The organism is Bacteroides caccae, from assembly GCF_002222615.2.
Taxonomy (GTDB): domain Bacteria; phylum Bacteroidota; class Bacteroidia; order Bacteroidales; family Bacteroidaceae; genus Bacteroides; species Bacteroides caccae.
The window spans coordinates 829,678-849,435 of record NZ_CP022412.2 but is presented as its reverse complement, the minus strand read 5'-3'; the positions used below and the strand labels follow the sequence as shown (position 1 = coordinate 849,435).

Annotated in this window: 12 protein-coding genes; 8 read left to right on the top strand and 4 right to left on the bottom strand. The window is 40.7% G+C overall.

Annotated elements, in window-relative coordinates:
- Nucleotides 1–40: 40 nt before the first annotated feature.
- The 6 genes from CGC64_RS03370 to CGC64_RS03345 all read left to right on the top strand — a co-directional run bounded on the left by CGC64_RS03370 (nucleotide 41) and on the right by CGC64_RS03345 (nucleotide 12,137).
- Complete coding sequence (locus tag CGC64_RS03370) at nucleotides 41–2,818, top strand: SusC/RagA family TonB-linked outer membrane protein (RefSeq protein WP_005681987.1); 2,778 nt, start codon at nucleotides 41–43, stop codon at nucleotides 2,816–2,818.
- A 14-nt stretch (nucleotides 2,819–2,832) separates the two neighbouring features.
- Complete coding sequence (locus tag CGC64_RS03365) at nucleotides 2,833–4,524, top strand: RagB/SusD family nutrient uptake outer membrane protein (protein WP_192913162.1); 1,692 nt, start codon at nucleotides 2,833–2,835, stop codon at nucleotides 4,522–4,524.
- A 116-nt stretch (nucleotides 4,525–4,640) separates the two neighbouring features.
- Complete coding sequence (locus tag CGC64_RS03360; RefSeq protein ID WP_005676749.1) at nucleotides 4,641–5,369, top strand: hypothetical protein; 729 nt, start codon at nucleotides 4,641–4,643, stop codon at nucleotides 5,367–5,369.
- 21 nt (nucleotides 5,370–5,390) lie between these two features.
- Nucleotides 5,391–6,476, top strand: a complete 1,086-nt coding sequence (locus tag CGC64_RS03355; protein WP_005676748.1) for an alginate lyase family protein — start codon at nucleotides 5,391–5,393, stop codon at nucleotides 6,474–6,476.
- Between the two features lie 23 nt (nucleotides 6,477–6,499).
- Nucleotides 6,500–7,882, top strand: a complete 1,383-nt coding sequence (locus tag CGC64_RS03350; RefSeq protein WP_005676747.1) for an alpha-L-fucosidase — start codon at nucleotides 6,500–6,502, stop codon at nucleotides 7,880–7,882.
- Nucleotides 7,883–8,114: 232 nt separating this feature from the next.
- A complete protein-coding gene (locus CGC64_RS03345) occupies nucleotides 8,115–12,137 on the top strand; it encodes a hybrid sensor histidine kinase/response regulator transcription factor (RefSeq protein WP_005676746.1) in 4,023 nt (1,340 codons plus the stop codon).
- Between the two features lies 1 nt (nucleotide 12,138).
- Here CGC64_RS03345 and CGC64_RS03340 read toward each other — a convergent pair whose 3' ends face one another.
- Nucleotides 12,139–14,400, bottom strand: a complete 2,262-nt coding sequence (locus tag CGC64_RS03340) for a glycosyl hydrolase family 95 catalytic domain-containing protein (protein WP_032855075.1) — start codon at nucleotides 14,398–14,400, stop codon at nucleotides 12,139–12,141.
- Between the two features lie 280 nt (nucleotides 14,401–14,680).
- On the opposite strand from CGC64_RS03340, the gene CGC64_RS03335 reads away from it, so the two are divergent.
- Nucleotides 14,681–15,904, top strand: a complete 1,224-nt coding sequence (locus tag CGC64_RS03335; RefSeq protein ID WP_005676743.1) for a glycoside hydrolase family 88 protein — start codon at nucleotides 14,681–14,683, stop codon at nucleotides 15,902–15,904.
- An 11-nt stretch (nucleotides 15,905–15,915) separates the two neighbouring features.
- Nucleotides 15,916–17,151 carry a DUF2264 domain-containing protein gene (locus CGC64_RS03330; protein ID WP_005681995.1) on the top strand — a complete coding sequence of 412 codons (1,236 nt, stop codon included), beginning with the start codon at nucleotides 15,916–15,918 and terminating at the stop codon, nucleotides 17,149–17,151.
- Between the two features lie 142 nt (nucleotides 17,152–17,293).
- Here the strand turns inward: CGC64_RS03330 and CGC64_RS03325 are convergent, their stop codons facing one another.
- The 3 genes from CGC64_RS03325 to CGC64_RS03315 all read right to left on the bottom strand — a co-directional run bounded on the left by CGC64_RS03325 (nucleotide 17,294) and on the right by CGC64_RS03315 (nucleotide 19,725).
- Nucleotides 17,294–18,130 (bottom strand): OmpA/MotB family protein, encoded by an 837-nt coding sequence (locus CGC64_RS03325; RefSeq protein ID WP_005676741.1) that lies wholly within the window; start codon nucleotides 18,128–18,130, stop codon nucleotides 17,294–17,296.
- A gap of 31 nt (nucleotides 18,131–18,161) precedes the next feature.
- Nucleotides 18,162–18,743 (bottom strand): non-canonical purine NTP diphosphatase, encoded by a 582-nt coding sequence (locus CGC64_RS03320; RefSeq protein ID WP_032855091.1) that lies wholly within the window; start codon nucleotides 18,741–18,743, stop codon nucleotides 18,162–18,164.
- Between the two features lie 64 nt (nucleotides 18,744–18,807).
- Nucleotides 18,808–19,725 carry a YitT family protein gene (locus CGC64_RS03315; RefSeq protein WP_005676739.1) on the bottom strand — a complete coding sequence of 306 codons (918 nt, stop codon included), beginning with the start codon at nucleotides 19,723–19,725 and terminating at the stop codon, nucleotides 18,808–18,810.
- Between the last annotated feature and the right edge of the window lie 33 nt (nucleotides 19,726–19,758).

Below are 19,758 nucleotides of genomic sequence, written 5' to 3'. Positions count from 1 at the left end.
ATTAATGATATTAACAGAAAATAGAAATAACAATATACTCATGAGAAAAAGTATCAAGTTATTAGTAGCGTGTATGTTGTGTTCTCCGGTAGCTATTGTAGCTCAGGAACAGGACAGCTTGTTTGCACGCAAAAGTAAAGTGGCTATAGAGTATGGACGCGGCATTTCTTTCAATCTGAAAGAATCGACTACGGCAACTGCAGTAGCAAGTGAGGAGGAACTTTCGCATAAGAAAAGCATTAACAACTCTAATATGCTTTATGGCTTGATTCCTGGATTGCAAGTGCTGCAAAACTCTGATAATGCCTGGAATGACGCTGCAACATTGAGAGTACGCGGATATGGAACCAGCAGTTCTACTACTCCATTAGTATTGGTAGACGGTTTTGAACGTTCACTGGATCAAATAAGTGCTGATGAAATAGAGTCTGTCACTGTTTTAAAAGATGCAGCTTCTACGGCTCTTTACGGAATGAAAGGTGCCAATGGTGTTATCTTGGTGAAAACGAAACGTGGAAGGATGGGTAAGCCGGAGATTAATTTCTCTTATCAATTCAATATGGCTACCCCACAACGTCTGCCGGAATTTGTTGATGGATATACTTATGCCAAAGCTTTGAATGAAGGATTGACCAACGATGGATTGTCGGCACGTTATTCGGCTAAAGAACTGGAAGCTTTCAGAACTCAAAGTAATCCGGATGTATATCCGAATGTAGATTGGTGGGACGAAGCATTACGAGATCATAGCTATGGAAACAATGTAACCTTCTCGGCAAGAGGTGGTGGAGAATTTGTACGTTATTTCACTCAGTTGAATTATTTGAATGATAATGGTATATTGGAACCGACAAGTGATAATGACGGTTACTCCACTCAGTTCAAATACTCAAAACTGAATATTCGTACCAATTTGGATATTACTGTCAGTCCTACAACTACCGTACAGCTGAACCTGTTTGGAAATTTCTCCGAACATAACCGTCCGGGAGAAACGACATCGAACATTTTCAGTGCATTGTATCAAGTTCCTTCTGGAGCATTTCCTGTAAAAACGTCTCGCAATGTATGGGGTGGTACAACTGTATATTCCAACAATCCGATTGCAAGTATTTCCGGTAGAGGCTATGCTCGCTCTCAAACCCGTAATATGTATGCTGATATGAAATTGAATCAAGATTTGAGTGCTCTTGTGAAAGGATTATCAGTAGGCTTTCAGGTAGGTTTGGACAACAGTGCTTCTTATTGGGACAACAATACCATGAACTTCGGATATGAACAAGCAACGATGAATTGGGAAACCGGAGAAACTACTTATAATACTTTACGTAATGAAGGTACTCTTTCATTCAGTAAGAGTGTAGGATCTTCGGTCAATCATTTCAATTTTGGGGCCTATGCCAACTATGCTAAGGACTGGAATAAGCATAGTCTGGTTGCAACTCTGCAATACAATATGGATAAAACAAATGCCAAAGGTCAGAACAACTCGAAGGCATTTATGGATGTAGTGGCACAGGCCCATTATGTATATGACCATCGTTATGTACTGGACGCATCTTTATCCGGTTCTGCCGCCAGCATTCTGGAACCGGGACATAGATGGGGAATCTTTCCGTCGGTAGGTGCCGCATGGATTATGTCGGAAGAAGCTGCCTTGAAAAGCGACTGGTTAAACCTGTTGAAACTTCGTGCTTCCTACGGTATTTCCGGACGTGCTGATTATGGTACTGACCTTTATCTTGATGTGTATGGTACAGGGGGAAGTTATTATTTCGGAAAAAATCCGGCAAGCATCAGTGGTATGAAAATTACTCAACTGGGTATCACTGACATGACCTATGAGAAGTCTCACAAATTGAATGTAGGATTCGATTTCATAGCTTTCAACAAGTTATCTGTTACTATTGACGGTTTTTACGATCACCGCACGGATATTTTAGTAAGCGGAGATAATGCCGTGTCTTCTATATTTGGTTTGACAGCTCCCAATATCAATAATGGAGTTGTGAATAGTTATGGAGTAGAAACAAGCGTACGCTGGGCGGATAAAATCGGTGATTTTAATTATCAAATTGGCGGTATGCTGACTTTCAACCGTAACAAGATTATTAACCAGAACGAAGAATATCGCCCTCATGACTACTTGAAACGTACAGGCAAGCGTTTGGGACAGTTCTTCGGTTATGAAGTGGAAGGTATTTACCAGAGTCAGGAAGAAATTGACAACCGCGGTGTTAAACAAAACCTTTCAGATGTTCGTCCGGGTGATTTGAAGTATAAAGACCAGAACAATGACGGAGTTATTGACGCTTATGACCAGGTAGCTTTAGGATACAGTGCTATGCCGGAAATCTATTACTCATTCGACTTGAATCTGGAATATAAAGGTTTCGGTATCTATGCTTTGTTCCAAGGAACGGGAAATCAGAGCCGTCTTTTGAACACTTCAAGTGTGTATTGGCCTTTGATTAGTAACAGTACTATTTCCACCGAATATTATAACAATCGTTGGACTCCGGATACTCCGAATGCTAAATATCCGCGTCTGACTTCAGAAGGTTCCGCCAATAACTATACGACTAACTCCTTGTGGGTGGCTGATGCGTCTTATATGAAATTGCGTACATTGGAACTTTATTATAATTTCTCACAGGAAATGATGAAGAAGAGCAAATTCATCAAAGGTGCCAAAGTCTTTGCGCGCGGTCACGACCTTTTCTGTGTAGATAAGATTAAAGTATTAGATCCTGAAAATATCGGAACAAATCATCCGACCATGACTCAGTATACTTTTGGTGTTAACTTATCATTCTAAAAAGTAAAATGAACATGAAGTATTTTAAAATCAAACATATTGCCTTGTTGCTTGCGGTTACATCCGCTCCTCTGTACACAGCTTGTGATTTTATGGATTGCAGCGAAACAGATTATTATTCAAAGCAACAAATTCTGGATAACATGGACCGTGTGAAACAACTGGCTACACAGGTATATAGTTATTTGCCGCATGACTTCTGTAATACATCGGGAGCTATGCAAGACGCAGCTACGGATGATGCTATCCATGTTTACGAATCATCTGCTATCCAACGTTTTGTCAATGGTACGTGGTCAGCCAATTATACGGTCAATGACGTATTCGGTACTTACTACAACGCTATTCATGATGCTAACTTCTATCTTGAGAACTGTGTCGGACTGACGTTCAATGAATGGAAATATTCCGACGGTTTTGCCGATGATTATAAAAGTTACCTGAATTATGAGCATGAAGTTCGCTTTCTGCGTGCATTCTATTACTTTGAGTTGGTGAAACGTTATCAGAATATACCTCTGATAACGAAGACACTGACACAGGAAGAAGCCAACGAAGCAGAACCTTCGGATGCAGTTACTATCCTGAACTTCATCATCAGTGAATGTACTGATCTGGCTAACGACAAATTGCCTGTTAATTATAATAATATGCCTGGTGGAGAAGGTAACTTGCAACGTGCTACTAAAGGTATGGCTCTTGCATTGAAGTCTCGTGCATCTCTGTATCTTGCCAGCCCTTTGTATTCTGCCGATGATACGCAGAAATGGAAAAATGCCGCTCAGGCAGCATACGATCTTATCAGTCAGGCCGGTACTTTAGGATATAGTCTGGACCCGAAATATTCTAATTTGTACGGTGCTACCAATAACCAAAGTAAAGAAGTCATCATGTGCCGTCCCACGGGAGCAAGTACAAGTTTTGAGTCTGCAAACTTCCCGATGGGAGTTACTAAAGGCTCTACTACCACTTGTCCGACAGAAAACTTGGTAAGTGCTTATGAAATGACAGATGGTACAGCTTTTGACTGGAGTAATGCAGAAATGGTTAAAGACCCGTATGCGAATCGTGACCCGCGTCTGGGAATGACCGTAGTATATAATGGTATGGCATGGCCTAAAACGACCCCGGTAGAAGTGTTTGAAGGAGGTAAGAACGGTCAGCCTATAAAAAATGCCACGACTACCGGATATTACTTGAGAAAATATGTGAATAACAGTGTCACTTTTGAACCGGGTGAAACTACTACCAGCCAGCAGCATAACTGGATCTTGTTTCGTTATGCAGAAATTCTGTTGAACTATGCAGAAGCAATGGTAAATGCTTATGGTGATCCTGACTACACAGGTTCTTATAGCCTGAGTGCACGCGATGCAGTCAACCAAGTACGTAATCGTGGAGATGTGAAAATGCCGGCGTATCCTGCCGACATGAGTAAAGATGCCTTTTTGAAACGATTGAAAAACGAACGCCGTGTAGAATTTGCATTCGAGGGACAACGTTTCTGGGATCTTCGTCGCTGGAAAGAATTAGATGATATGCAGAATATTTATAAAGTGAAAGTAGTTAAGCAAACTGACGGTACTATTCAATATACGAAAGCTTTGCATGCCACTTACAATATTCAGGATAAAATGTATTTCTATCCGATTTCGAATACCGAACTTTTCAAAAACCATAAACTGGTACAGAACACAGGGTGGTAAATTTGGAATGAGATAACGAGTATATACCGATGAGGGTGTCAGTTCATTCGAGGAAAGGCACCCTCATTATATTTAAAACATGAATTTCCGGCATTAACTAAAATCTAAGGTAAATTATGAAATATAGCTACAATGTATTTTTCATTATATTATGGGGACTTTTTATATCCTGTTCAAGCGATGATCCTGCGGTTGATTCTAACGAAGGGAAAGATGATAAAGAAGATCCTCTTCCCGATAAAGGAACTTTATTCGCCGACTTTGAAACGTATGATACAACCCCCTATTTCTTTCGTTATGGCAATTCAGGCAGTAGTAAGATAGACGATTATTATCCGCGTTGGGCATATTCCCATATAGTGATAGATAATCCGGTTCAGAGTGAAGAAAACACTTCCTCCAAAGTGCTGGAATATACTTCGATGGAAGCCCGGAATTACGGTTTGAAATTCCGTTTTTCCGAAACAGTAGATATTGATGAACTAAGAGGAATCCGTTTCCGAATTTATCAACCTGCCAATGTGATAGGAAAAGAAACGTGGAAGGGTACTTCCAAAGCAGTATCTCAACAATTAGGAGTTAAACTGATAGGAAGGTTTAATTCGGTGAATGATTACGAGCAGGAAGAAGGAGTTTTGTTAACCAATTCGTTGGTTGATTTCAAAGAAGAAGGAGCATGGAAAACATATACGTTTGCTTTTAGTAAAAGAGAATACAGTGCTGCCGCTACACAGTTGAAGAATGGTATAGCAGGCATAGTCATTCTGCCGACATATAGTTCGGGAGTCACTTTGGCCGAGGGAAATAAGTATAAATGTTACATAGATGATATTGAAATTTTATAAGAACGGAAGGAGAGGAAAAGGATGAAAGGAAAATGTTTTCTAATATGTATGTTATTATGGGGGATGTCTTGTGTAAAGGCTCAAACCTCGGACGTGGATAAAATGTTTCCGAATGTCGTGCTCACACGTGAAAACTATGATAAAGTGAAAACAGCATTGGAGAAGGCTGATAATACCGCTTTTCCGATGAATTGGTATATCAAACAGATAGAAACTCCCGCTAAAAATATTGTAGAGAGTAACCGGAAAACGACTCCGGTTAAATCTATTGATGAAAATCCGGATAAGATAGACATTAGTAATGAAATGAAAGCTATTCATCAATTATGTCTCGCGTATGCTTTTACACAGGATAGGACGTATCTGAATAAAGCGGTTGAATATCTGAAAGCATGGTCTGAAATCAATGTTGCCTTGTCGAAAAGAAATATTCATGAAGAATCATATAATATTGCTGTCGAAGGTTATTCATTGATTCGTAAAGTAATCGGACAGTCTGACCGGGAATTGATTGATACCTGGCTACGTAAGAGGGCGGAGGTATTTATTAAAGATAATGACTTGAGGGTCAATAACTGGGGTACTTGTCTGTTATATCAATTTTATCTGTTCGGCACGGTATTGGAAGATGAGGCTATAGTCGATAAATTCCGTTCCTCATATGACGATTGGGTGAAGGATAACCTGTTTCCTAACGGAACGACTACGGATTTACTCGGTCGTGATGCTTTTGCTTATCATGCTTATGATTTATTGTTCTTCGCTCGTCTTTGTCATTTGAAGGCGATGTATGAAGGTTATGAAGCTGCTGAAGCTTTCTATAAGAAGGATGTACATTGGGGAGCTTCTATCCGGAATAGTGTGGTTTTCTGGAAACCTTTTCTGTTGGATTCCAAGAAATATACTCACCTTGAATTTGTAGGTACAGAATATGAACCCGATAAGAAACGTTCGGATTACAATAAAGCTTACAATCCTTCGGGAACTTTATATGTGATCGATGAATTGTACGAAATAGATAAGGAACTTAAAGAGGTATTAGATTATTATAAACGTAATCCGGATGTTTCTTTGAAATTGGGATTAAGTTCTTTACGTTGGCATTAATGGTTGTATAAAATAAGTTTTGTATGAAAAGAATTTTTATAGTAATTGTTCTTTTGACAGTTATATCCAATTATTCTATGGCTACTACCGAAGACAATTTGCATTGGTTCAAAGATGTAAAATTCGGTTTGTTTATACATTGGGGATTATATTCTCAGACAGCCGGTGAATGGAAAGGCCATCCAACCGAAGGTGGCGAACACTTTATGCTTTATGAGCGTATTCCGTTAAAAGAATATGCAACAATAGCCAAAGATTTTAATCCGGTAAAATTTGATGCGAAGAAATGGGTACGGGCTGCCAAGCACGCAGGAATGAAATATTTGGTATATACGACTAAACATCATGACGGATTTGCCATGTATAATTCAGCTTGCAGTGATTATAACATAGTGAAGTGTACTCCTTTTGCCAAAGATCCTTTAAAAGAACTGGCGGAAGTTTGCAAAAAAGAGGGAATCAAGCTGGGACTTTATTATTCATTAGGACGTGATTGGGAAGATCCGGATGTTCCTACTAACTGGCCTGTAAAAGCAGGCCGCAGCAATACTTGGGATTATCCGGATGAAGATAGCAAACAGTTACCGGCTTATATTGAACGCAAAGTAAAACCACAATTAAAAGAATTACTTACGAATTACGGTGAAATAGCAGTTATCTGGTTCGATACGCCTGAACTGGTTACTAGGCAACAGAGTAAGGAATTACGTGAATTGATTCATTCGTTGCAACCGGGGTGTTTAATCAATAGTCGCATTGGGAACGGATTAGGAGACTATTCAATTATCGAACAGAAACTTTCTAACAGCATAAATAACAAACCTTGGGAGGCTTGCCTGACGATGGGTAAGAACTGGGGGTACAATCGTTATGATACTGTTTATAAAAAGCCGGATATATTAATCAGAAATTTTGTAGACATTGTTAGTAAAGGTGGAAATTTATTGTTGAATGTGGGACCAGACCAAGCAGGATGTTTTCCGGAGCAAACGGATATAATATTGAAAACTTTTCATAAGTGGCTGAAGAGTAATGGCGAGGCTATTTATGGAACAACTCCCTGGCGTATCTTTGGAGAAGATTTTACGGTAAATAGAGTAGAAGATACTGAACAGAAACCTTTTCACGATGCAGTATATGATGGAACTCCTAAAGATATTGTACCTGATGTCCGCTTCACCATGAGAGGTAAAAGTGTATATATTATCGTACGTCATGTTACTAAAGCTTCTTATACATTGCGTTCCTTTTCTTCGGAAAAGGATAAAATCAGGAAAGTTACATTATTGGAGAATCATAAGAAGGTAGACTGGGAATTAGATGATGACGGGTTAAAAATAAGTAATATACATCGTTCTGCTAAAGACTCTTTTCCTGTTTATGTGCTAAAAGTAGAATATTTCTGATACTTATAAAATTGAGAGTAAAGGTTGTGAATTTCTATAAAATTTGCAACCTTTTTTATTATATCTGACATAAGTGAAGAAAACCTTTGTTAGAATCGTAAAGGCAGGATTATAGATTGATTCGCTTATAAAAATGTTGTTTATGTCCAGTATTTTTTCGAATATTGCAAATTGTTAGTATATTTAAGCGATTAATTTGTGATTAACAGAACAACACCAAATAAAAAATAATATGAAGTTGCGTCATTTATTACTGTTGTTTATTTCTTTTTTCTTTGTTTTGCCATTATATGCTGAATATTTCAAACATATTGGTTTGTCGGAAGGTTTAACACAGCCCTCTGTAATGGCTATTTATCAGGATAGGTTGGGCAGAATGTGGTTTGGAACAAAGGAAGGAATAAGCCAATATGATGGAAACCGTGTAAGAATATTCAAAGGCTGGATAAAATCTGTAGGTGAAGAACCACCGGTCTGGTTGGGCAATGAAGTTTCGTTTATCGTTGGTGACAGCTTGGATAATCTATATTTCTTAATTGATAAGAATTTAATCAAATATGACATACAAACAGAGAAATTCTCCCGACTCACGAATGAAAGTATTATCACCGCGCTTACTTCGTCCGAAGGACAAGTGTGGTATATGAAACATGATTCTTTATTTTGTTTGAAAGCAGATAAAGAACCAACTTTTGTATTAAAAACGAATATCACTTCACGTATTTGTTGTCTGACCATGATGGACGATCAGATTGGTATCGGGACATATAACGGAGTTTATCTGATTGATCGCCGTACATATCAGCAAAAGCAACTATTGGAAGGGGTGGAGATTTATCGCATATTTGAAAGTTCTCAAAAAGAGCTATGGATTGGTACCCGCATGCATGGATTATATCGGATGAACGACAAACAACAATTGTCGAAAGTTCCTTATTTGCCGGGAACTTCGGAAGGTATCAGTAGCGAACAGATTCGTGATTTTGTAGAAGATAACGAGGGAAATATATGGTTCGGTACTTTTGACGGACTTCATCGCTACAGTATTGGTAACAAACAGTATTCTCTCATTCAAATTCCCCAATATGTGGGCGGGCTGAATCATCCCTCTATCTTTGCATTGTATAAAGATGTTGCCGGAACTATCTGGGTAGGTAGTTACTATGGAGGAGTTAATTATTTCAGCCCTCAACATGATACTTTTGTACATTATGACTATGGGAGAAAGATAAACTCATATTATTCTTATATCGGAGAAATTGTTATTGATAAGAATGAGCATTTATGGCTTAGTACAGATGGGGGCGGCATCACTTGTGTAGATAAGAAATGGAATACTCTTCAGCAGTTTACAGCCGGTGGAAAAAACTCTATTTCTCATAATAATGTGAAAAGTATTTGTTATGATGAAAAGAAGAATTGTCTGTATATAGGAACCTATTTGGGTGGTTTGTCACGTTATGACTTGAATACAGGTCGGTTTTATAATTATTGGAAAGAAGAGAGTCACTCTTCCGATATGCCTGATGAAATTGTTTATCATGTGAAGATATGGAAAGATCAAATATATATATCTGCCCATAATGGCTTTTTTCGGTTGGATACTCAGACACAGAAATTCCATAGGATCAACATTCCTTTTGCATTTTATGAGCATTTCGATATTGATGCGGAAGGTAATTTGTATATGGTGGGTTGGAAAAATGTTTTGTGTACTCATGTAGAACATCCCGAGTCTATAGTCTATGTTCCATTGGCAGAAGGAGATAGTAAAGCAACTCCTACCCGTGTGCTTGCCACCTCCGATGGTGTCTATATCGGTACGTTAGGAATGGGGCTCTTTTTTTATGATAGGCAGACGCGTAACATGGCTCATTATACTTCCCGAAACAATCAGTTGCCGGGTGATTTCTGCTATAATCTTTGCCGGACCCAGGATGGAAAGATTCTGATAACAGGTGATAAGGGAGTCACCTGCTTTGTTCCTTCCGAGGGCACTTTCACAACGATTGATTTGATGAGAAACTTTCCCTCGACTCATATTATCAACGGATGTGGAATTTTGGTATCCGGAGAGGGAAGTATTTACATTGGAGATACAAAAGGAGTAACCGTATTCTCAGAAAATGAGTTTAACAAAACCGGTACTGCTAATGAGAATTCTAACTTTTACTTTTCAGAACTTTGGGTCGATAATAAGACGATTATTCCGGGAGATGATACAGGGATATTGTCTCAGTCGCTCCCGTACACTCGTGAACTTAAACTTAATTATGATCAGAATAATCTGATTATTCATTTTGCTTTGTCCGATTACGGACAACAATTATCGGAAAAGTGGTTTCAATATAAGCTTGAAGGTTTGGACAAGAATTGGATTAAGACTAAACAGACGGAATTGTATTACACTAATCTGGATCCGGGAAAATATACGTTGCATGTGGCTTCGATAAATGAAAAGAGCGGGCAAAGTTTGGAGGAAATAACGATGCAGCTTGTCATTGCCTCTCCGTGGTATGATACGTGGTGGGCATGGATAATCTATGTGACAGCTTTCATTGCGTGCGTTTTCTATTATGTATATAGTAAAATAGCAAAACGCACATTGGCTCTTTCTTTGGAAAAGGAACGTTTTGAGAAACAACAGATAAAGCAGCTTAACCAGGAAAAACTAGTTTTCTTTACAAATGTGAGCCATGAGTTCCGAACGCCTCTAACTCTGATTATCAGTCATATTGATATCCTATTACAAAAATATTCATTGAACCCTTCTATATACAATCAGATAACGAAGATTAGGAAAAATGCGCAACAAATGAATAAGTTGATCTCTGAGTTGCTTGAATTCAGGAAATTGGAACAGAACTATGGAACGATACAAATAAAGCAACAGGATATAATTGTATTTTTGAAGGAAATCTATCTTTCTTTTGTCGATTATGCACAGCAAAGGAATATAAATTATGAATTCAAATTACCGGAATTGTCTGTCTTATGTTGGTTTGAACCGCAATTAATGGAGAAAGTATTCTTCAATCTTTTGTCCAATGCCTTTAAGTATACCTCCGACAAAGGGAATATTATTCTGTCGGGAGAGATAACGAATAGTGATATAAAAATTAATATAACGGATACCGGTATCGGTATTTCTGAACAAGATAAAGATAAAATATTTGCACGATTCTTTCAGGCTGACAATCAAGAAAAGAAAGGAAGCCTGTTTAGCGGAACCGGTATCGGATTGGCATTGACCAGAACAATTGTGGAAAAACATCATGGAGAGATAACAGTGAAAAGTGTTGTTGGTGAAGGTAGTACATTTACAGTGCGGCTGCCCCGCCGGAAAGATGTATTCCTGAACGATAAGAATGTACAATTTTATACTCAGGATTCTGAAAGTGATATTATCCCCGATTCAATGCCTGTATTTGTAGATGAGGGGAATTCGCCCATAGAACTTATTGAGACTAAAGATACGGAAAACAAGACTCATACGGTGCTTCTTGTGGAAGACAATGATGAGTTGCTCCAAGTGCTGAAAGAGCTTTTCGAGCCTTTCTATAAGATCATTTGTGCCCATGACGGGAAAGAAGGACTCAGTCAGATTTATGAGAACTCTCCTGATTTAGTTATCAGTGACGTCATGATGCCTGAGATGACCGGGACAGAAATGTGTCTGCAGATTAAGAATAATATAGATTTATGTCATATACCTGTAATTCTGTTGACTGCACTCAACTCTACCGAGCAGAACATTGAGGGACTCAGCCGTGGTGCCGATGATTATATCACGAAACCCTTTCATGCACAGTTGTTACTGGCACGTGCCAATAACCTGATACGCAGCCGCTTGCTGATGCAACATCAATTTGATAAGAAACCGATGTCCGAGATTGATTTGGCCAGCATAAATCCTTTGGACAAAGATCTGTTGAAACGGGCTTCACAGGTGATTGAGCAACATATTGACGATACGGAATTTGATATTCCGGCTCTTTGTAAAGAAGTAGGTGTCGGTCGGTCATTGCTTTATACTAAGTTCAAAGCATTAACCGGCATGACACCCAATAACTTCTTGCTAAATTACCGCCTGAAGCACGCAGCCACTTTATTGAAGCAATACCCTGATCTTCCCATTGCAGAGGTTAGTGACCGTAGTGGGTTCAATGCGCCCGTATATTTCAGCCGTTGCTTCAAAAACCAGTTCGGATGTACACCTCAGAATTACCGGAAAGAAAAGAAACAGGCAGACTGATTCAGGACTGTTTCTTTTTTCCGAAACAATTCGTTCTGCTATTATTCACAGGACGAATGGTGAAGTCCGGCTGAGTACCTTTGGAGTAAATGATTACTTCTTCGCCTTTCTGTAAATCTATTTTGTACATAGATTCGGATAAAGCTGTGGCCGCAAATTGGCGTTTTCCTTTGAAGACAGGTGAAGATATGTCAGTCACTACAATGCAAGGTTCGCCTGCAAGGCTTTTGATAGTGATAAACTCAGTCTTACCGTTTTTCCGGCTGGCAGTGATAAGAAAAGCACCTTCAGCACGGAAGTCTTTATAAGCAATGTCTTTCCAACTGTCGGGAACGGCAGGGAAGATGCGCAGCTTTCCTCCCCAACTTTGAAGCAACATATCATGGATAGACTGGGCGGCAGATAATGGTGTTTCTATGACCGGGCCCGATTCACGATAAAGTGTATTGACAGATAAGAATTTAGTAAACAACTTGTCAAGGTATGTAAGCGCTTCATTGCCTTTACCCAAAGCGGATGATATAGAGGATGCTCCCGTACATGAATATCCCTGATGTGCCCCGGATTTGCCTTGCCAATAGAGGAGTGATTTCTCTATGAGGTCGTATTCTTCGGGATTTTCCTTATTGATAAGATATAGAGGATAGGCAGCCAATAGATGCGAATAGTGGCGGTGCGAGAAAGCATAAGGAACATCCCGTCCTATCATAAGCCCGTTGGCCGGGTCTGTGGGGAACGGTGTAAGTTCTTCCAAAATCGTTTTCCAACGCGGGATAAGCGGATCGTCTATGTTCAGCCGGCCGGTAATCTCAAGTAATGTCCGGCAACCCCAAGATAATAATGCCAGGTCGAAGTTACAATCTTCCGCACTGCCATATTCCGGAGAATATGTTTGGGGCAGATGTATCTTGCCGTCTTTTCCTTTGTAGGTAAAGTGCAGGTAGTAGTTGATAGCTTGTTTAAGTACAGGAAAGAGTTTGTTGCGTAATAGCTCGTCATCCATTTTGTGGCGATAAATCAACCATAAGCTATGGCATGCCCAAGGCAAAAGCCCGACTTCCGCTGCTTTGTCCACACCGGGGATTCCGATTTCGCCGGATTCGCATACCAGATTCGACGAGCGTCCTATTGCCAATGCGTCTTTGCGATAGGCTTCCGGTACGTTTTTCTTAAGGTTTTCTATATTGTTGTAAATAGCATTCTCCAGAGAGGCTGCCAAATCGAGATGATTGGATGCATTGAGTGCCCAATAGGTCAGTTGTACGTTCAAGTTCCACCATGCATTGGGCCATGGAGTGACGGTCAGCCATGGGCCGGTGTTGTCTATTAGTGCACGGTCGCCGCGCGTGGCACTGGCAAGCTTATACATCTGTATCCAATAGAAATTCTCTTTCATACCATCCGGTAACGTAAGGAAACTGCTCGGATAGTAATGATTCCACCAGGTACGGTGTTGTTTCTGTAATTTTCCGGTTCCTGTTGCTAATGCCTTATCCAAAATTTGAGCGGCATCCTTTTCGGCCGTGGCTTCGGGATACGAATGAGTTACGGTAATCCAGTATGTGCGTTCATTTTTTTTAGTTCGGGTTTCTTTCCATGCAACGGCTGTTTCACCTCCTGCCCGCAATTTCTGAACGGATACTTCCGGTTTTACCTCCGGTGCCGGGTTAAGAGAGTAGTCTTCAGGCACCTTTATCCATTTTCCTTCTCCTTTTGCATAAAGATATCGCGGGCTTTGGGCGGAGGCAGGTATCCATTCCCAACGGAAGTTTTTCTCTCCATCGGTGGCGTTAGTCTGAACCAGCATTACCATATCATTGGCGTGTACATAGGCGTGCAGACGGATGATTCCTTTTGTGGTGGTTATCTCTGCTTTTGTTTCGGCATTCCAGATGTCAAGATGCATCGTTCCATTTACGATTGTACCTTCAGGATGTAAGGCGAAGTGCCCGGTGAGCAGTCGGGGAATGGCAAATAAGTCCGATCCCGCTTTGTGGTCGTGTACCGAGCAGTTGCCGGTTTCAAACCGGATATAGTTCTGTCCCGGTTCCTTATAAATCATAAGTCCCAACATACCGTTGCCCATATAAGCCGATTCATACCAGTATTCGGGCAATATTTCCCAGATCAAATCTTGTTTTTGCATGAAAGCAGGCCAGTCTATATCCGTTTTTACTTTTTCTGTTCGGGCGGATGCGGATGTATATCCTGTTACTGACAGACAAAGGCATAAAATAAAAAAGCGTATTTTAATGTTCTTCATGATGTTGTATGATTATTATGTCGCAGGCAAAGATGAAAATTATATCTGTATTAATCAATATTTTCCCCGTTGATTTGGATGATTTGGAAAATAGATGCAACTATTGAGGACAATTTAGTCAGATAAGATAAAAATAAATGGTGCTATTTTGCCATACATTAATATCTTAATTAGATGATAGAAAAAATACTTATATTTGTGTTCTCATTATTTTATACAATTATATGTATTCGGTCATTCAGAAAAGGAAATTATTCATTTATAATAAAGAATCTATATCATGAAATTGAAAAACTCTATTCTTGCAGGATGTACTGCTCTTGTGGTAGCCACATCTTGCACCCAAAGAGCTGTCGAGAAACAAACATGGGTTGAAAAAGCTATTGAAAACGCACATGCTCAAATTGGATTGGAAATTGATACTATTGAAAGTAGCGGCAGATTTCTGAATCCGGTGACGCTCAATAATAAGGGTGGTGTCTATTATTGCGGATACGCTGACTGGCGGAGCGGCTTTTTTCCCGGCAGTGTATGGTATTTGTATGAACTGACAGGCGACACTGCTTTGCTTCCGCTTGCCCAGAAATATACCGAGGCTATTAGCGAAGCACAAAATCTTACTTGGCATCACGATATTGGTTTTATCATTAATTGCAGCTTTGGCAATGGCTTGCGCCTGATTGATAAACCTGGTTATAAGGAGGTAATGATCCAAGCAGCAAAATCTCTTTGTACCCGTTTTCGTGAAAAGCCTCAAGTGATTCAAAGCTGGGATGTGAAAGGAAATAGCTGGCAGTCGAAACGGGGCTGGGAATGTCCTGTGATTATAGACAACATGATGAATCTTGAATTGTTGTTTGAAGCAACCAAACTTTCCGGTGATTCTACTTTCTATAACGTAGCGGTGATGCACGCAGACCGTACGTTGAAAGAGCAATTCCGCCCGGACGGAAGCTGTTATCACGTTATTGATTACAGTATTGAGGACGGAACCGTACGTCATCGCCAGACTGCTCAAGGCTATTCCGATGAATCTGTTTGGTCTAGAGGACAAGCATGGGCGATCTATGGATATACCGTATGTTATAGAGAAACAAAGAATCGTACTTACCTTGACCAGGCAATCAAGACTTTCGAATTTATGAAAAATCTTAAGAATATGCCGGAGGACCTTGTTCCATATTGGGATATGGACGCGCCTGATGTTCCTGCTGCCCCGCGAGATGCTTCTTCGGCTTCTGTCATAGCATCCGCCTTATATGAGATGAGTACTTATGACCTGCCGGACGCTGCTTCTTACCGGGCGTATGCCGACAAAATAATGGAGTCGCTTGCATCAGAGAGCTATACTGCCAAATTGGGAGAAAACGGACGGTTTATCCTGATGCACAGTGTAGGTAGTATTCCTCATAACAGCGAAGTGGATGTTCCGTTGAACTATGCGGATTATTATTATCTGGAAGCTTTGAAACGTAAAACGGATATTGAAAAAACTGCCATTTAAAAAGAATGATTATGAAAATGAGAATTGTTTTATTAGCTCTTATTTCTTTTTGTTTCCTGAGTGTAAATGCCGCTGATAAGAAAAAGAATCAACCGGTGAACGACAGAACACAGTGGGTTGACTTATGTTATAAAATAGCGCAACCCGTTTTGGAGAATATGAGTAAAGGCGAGTTGCAAAAGAATATGCAACTGGAGTTGAGTCCTACGTGGGACGGAAGAGACAAGCGGGTGGCTTATATGGAAGCATTCGGTCGGCTCATGGCAGGCATTTCTCCCTGGCTGGAGCTGCCTGATGATGATACGGCAGAAGGAAAGCAACGCAAGCAAATACGTGAGTGGGCTTTGAAGGCTTATCAAAATGCTGTTGACCCGCAGAGTCCGGATTATTTGCTGTGGAAAGGACATCAGCAGCTTTTGGTAGATGCCGCTTATCTTGCGGAAAGTTTCATCCGTGCTCCTAAGGCCACTTGGGGACAGTTGGATGATACGACAAAAGAACGTTATATTGAATGTTTTAAGAAGGTGCGTGTCATCCGTCCTGCCTATAATAACTGGTTACTGTTTCGTGACATGGTAGAGGCTTTCTTGCTTTCCGTCGGTGAAGAACCTGACGGTTATGCCTTGACTACCGGTCTTAATAAAATAAATGAATGGTATCTTAGTGACGGATGGTATTCCGACGGAGCGGAATTTTCGTTGGATTATTATAATTCTTTCGTTATTCATCCCATGTATGTCGAGATACTGGAAACGTGCAGCAAGAACCGTTTTCCTACCCCAATCAGTTATAAGCTGGCAATCAGTCGTATGCAACGTTTTAATACCTTCATCGAACGTCTTATTTCTCCGGAAGGTACCTTCCCGGCTTTCGGGCGTTCCGTAGTCTATCGTATGGGAGCATTCCAATCGTTGGCATTGGCTGCCTGGAAATATGGCCTTCCTGAAGGACTGACTAACGGACAAGTCCGGAGTGCATTAAGTGCAGTGATGAGAAATATGTTTTCAGTAGATGGAAATTTTGATGATAAAGGATTCCTGGCACTTGGTTTTGCGGGACATCAGCCGGATTTGGCCAACTATTATACTAATAATGGTAGCTTATATATGACTTCACTCGTTTTCTTGCCTTTGGGTCTTCCTGCCGATCATCCTTTTTGGAGTGATCCGGCCGAGGAATGGACATCTCAAAAGGCATGGGCGGGAAAAGCTTTTCCAATTGATGGACACCAGTCATTAAAGAAGTGATGTTTCCCCCGTCATTATCCGTTCAACGCGGGTAATGACACATCCTTCTAAAAAATAGATAGTTTAATGGCTTGAAACACTAAATATCGAAAAAGAGGCTAACGTTAGGTCAGCCTCTTTTTCGATATAAGAATTTTTAATTTTACTCTTCCGTGCTTTGAAGCATCTGGAACAGTTTGTCTAACTTCGGAGCCATGATAATCTCCGTACGGCGGTTCTTACTTCTGCCTTCTGCCGTTTCGTTGTCATCGACAGGCATATATTCGCCGCGGCCGCTCGGTTGTATCTGCAAAGGATTCACGTTATAGTTTTTAATCAGAATACGTACGACGGAGGTAGCACGAATCACACTCAAATCCCAGTTATCCTTGAATTGTACAGTGTTGATAGGCTTATTGTCCGTATGTCCTTCAATAAACACATCAATATCCGTCTGTTTGTTCAGTACTTCGGCCAATTTGCCAAGAGCTTCTTCACCACGCTTATCCAGACGGGCGCTTCCTGATTGGAATAATAATTTATCCGACATTGCCACATATACTTTTCCGTCTTTTTCGCGAACGGTCAGTTCATCGCTGCTGAAGCCTAATAACGCATCTTTTACGCTACTCAACAGTTTCCGGACTTTCTCATTCTGCGCATTGATCATCTGCTGCAACTCGTTGATAGTACGCTCTCTTTCATTCAACTCGTTTTTCTTCTGGTTCAACAGGGCGTTCAGTTTTTCCTGTTCGGTCATGTTCACATTCAGCATACTTTGATACTGGCGGATACTGTTTCCCATTTTTGTTGTATCACGCATGAGGTTTTTGATTTGTACCGACATTTGGTTGCCCGTGTTACGGCAGTCGGTCAGTAGTCCTTGCAAACTATCTTTGCTTGCGGTAGCTGCCAGCTCTGCAAGCATGAACTTCTTTTTCGTTACACATGAAGTACATAATAGGATTGTAAGGAAGGTAAATAAAGTAATTTTCTTCATTGTGTTTTATGTTTTAAAAGGATATATACAATTAGCTTTGTAGAAATTCACATAGTTTTTGCACAGCCAGTGCACGGTGGCTGATTTTATTCTTGACATCATTTCCCAGTTCGGCGAACGTCCGTTCATAGCCTTCCGGTTTGAACACGGGATCATAACCAAAACCCGAATCGCCCCGTTTTTCTCTGATTATCTCGCCCTTTATCACTCCTTCAAAAAGATATTCCTTTCCGTCCAATATCAACGAAATGGCAGTACGGAATTGTGCTTTGCGATTTTCTTTGCCTTCCAGTTCGTGAAGCAGTTTGAGCATATTGGCTTGGGCGTCGTGTCCTTCGCCGCCTGCATAGCGGGCGGAATAGACTCCGGGGGCCCCGTCCAAGGCTTCTACTTCCAGTCCGGTATCATCGGCAAAGCAATCCAGGCCGTAGTTTTTAAAGATAAACGACGATTTCAACAGGGCGTTTCCCTCCAGCGTCTCGGCTGTTTCGGGAATATCCGTATGGCAACCGATATCGTTGAGGCTCAGCAGTTCTATTTGGTCTCCTAAGATAGCGGCTACTTCTTCCAGTTTATGAGCGTTGTTGGTAGCAAATACCAGTTTGCGTTTCATCATCTTATTTTGTTTTTAACGGGGTTGTTCAATACTTATCGGGCCAATCAAAGCTTGGAACCGGTTATTTTACTTTCAGTTTTTCGAATCCTTCGCCATATACTCCGATAACTGAACTTTGGGAGATAAAAGCATTCGGGTCGATACGTTTCACCAGACGGAAGATGTCGAGTGACTGGCGTTTCTTGGCAAGTACTACCAGTACTTTTACATTGGCTTTACTGTACCAGCCTGTGCCATCGAGCACGGTTACTCCGCGATCGGCATCTTTGATGATACGGTCGGCTATTTCGTCATACTTCTTGGAGAAAATGAAGAATTGGACCGATTGGCGTGCACTGTTGATAATCCAGTCGAGCACGACGCCAATGATGAACAGGGTGACGAAACCGAAGATAACACGACGCCAGTCATGGAATATAAAGTAACAGGAACTGATGATGAATACATCGCAAATCATAATCATTCTTCCGAGTGTCACATCTTTATATTTGTTAACTATGGCGGCGATAATATCTGTTCCTCCCGTACTTCCGTTATAGTTGAACACAATGCCCAGACCTACGCCACACATGGCGGCACCGATGATACAGGCCATGAAATCCTGTCCGGGACCGAGCAGTAGCGGTTTGCCGTCGGCTGTCATGTCCGGTACTTCCACATAATTGTTGACCAGTAGTTGGAACAACCAGAGCAGGAAAGTCAGCATAAAGATAGCATATGTCGTTTTTATACTGAATCGCGGGCCTAATATCCGGATAGCAAATGTCATCAGAACGGCGTTGATAATGAAATATGACCATTGGATAGGGAATCCGGTTGAGTAGTAGATGATAGCACTGATACCGGTAGTTCCTCCGGTCGTTATCTGATAGGGCAGTAAGAATGCCGCCCAGCCCAAAGAATAGCTGATTAGTCCGAGAGTGATGTAAGCATAATCTTTCACTTCTCTCATTATTCCCGCTTTTGCTAGTTTATGCATTGATTTTAAGTATTAGGTGTCAAAGTATCAGGT